Here is a 1,296-nt window from a genome sequence, read left to right as displayed (position 1 = left end):
TCCGTCGTCGGCAGCGTCAGATGTGTATAAGAGACAGCACACCGAGCACCTGCCAACTCGTGCGAGGTGTTCCTGGCGTGGGTTGGCAGCTGCTCGGTGTGTTGCGGGTGATCCACAAGGGGTGGCGGCGGGCCGGGCCGTCCACAGGCGGTTGCTCGGACGATGCGCCGTCCGTGTCGCGGCGCGACGATCGCTCGATGGACCCTCGACTCCAGGCCCTGGCGGGTGAACAGCACGGCGTCTTCACCGCCGCCGAGGCGGGTGCGAGAGGCGTCGACGCCATCGCCTTGCGTGACGCCGTACGCCACGGACAGGTCGTCCGTGTCCGGCGCGGGGCCTACGTGAGCAGAGACCTGCTGCACGCGGCCGACCGCGTCGGGCGCTACCGGCTCGCCGCGATGGCGGTCGCCCGCACCCGGCCCGGCGAGGCCCTGAGCCACCACGCGGCCCTGGCCGTGCACGGCCTTCCGCTGTGGTCCGCGGACCTGAGCCGCATCGACTTCGTCGGCGCGGCGCGCCAGGTGGTCAGGCGTCGGGACGTGACCGTGTGGCCCCGGCGCGGCGTGGTCACCCTAACCGTCCTGGGTGTTCCGGTGGTCTCCGCCGCGAGGGCCGTCGTCGGCACGGCGCTGACCATGGGCGCCGAGTGCGCGGTGGTGGCGGGCGACGCCGCCCTGCGGGCCGGCACGGTGACGATGCCGGAGCTGCTCGACGAGGTGGCGAGGGTCTCCCCGCACGAGGGCCGGCGTCGGGCTCTCGACGCGGTGCTGCGCATGGATGCCGGAGCCGAGTCGGTCGGCGAGTCGCGCACCCGGATGATCCTGCAGGACCTCGGCCTGTCACACGAGAGCCAGGTCGTCATCACGGACGCCGACGGGTTCGTCGCACGGGTCGACTTCGTCGTCGAGGGCGTCGTGCTGGAGTTCGACGGAGAGGTCAAGTACGGCCGGGTCCGTGACCGGTCCGACGAACAGCCGGACGACCCCGCGGAGGTCCTCTGGCTGGAGAAGCGCCGGGAGGACCGGGTGCGCCGGCTCGGGTACCCCTTCGAGCGCGTCATCTGGTCCGAGCTCGACCGCCCCGGGCTGCTGGGTGCGAGGATCCGAGCCGCCCGCCCGGCTCGTCGCTCCGCCTGACCAAACCCGAAGCCACCCCCTCGGCCGGCCGGCCGAGGGGGTGGCGCAACCCGCACACCTGTCTCTTATACACATCTCCGAGCCCACGAGACGAGTAGTAATCTGGGGGGGGGGGGGGGGGGGTGGGGGGGGGGGGGGGGGGGGGGGGGGGGGGGGGGGG

Annotated in this window: 1 protein-coding gene; it reads left to right on the top strand. The window is 73.3% G+C overall.

Annotation, left to right across the window (positions count from 1 at the left end):
* The first annotated feature begins 197 nt into the window (after positions 1–197).
* Positions 198–1,136, top strand: coding sequence for a type IV toxin-antitoxin system AbiEi family antitoxin domain-containing protein (locus ACPYOM_RS21955; protein WP_481347582.1), 939 nt, complete (start codon positions 198–200; stop codon positions 1,134–1,136).
* Positions 1,137–1,296 lie beyond the last annotated feature (160 nt).

The organism is Monashia sp. HAY1-2A (assembly GCF_056755315.1).
This window is presented reverse-complemented; position numbering and strand designations above follow the sequence as displayed.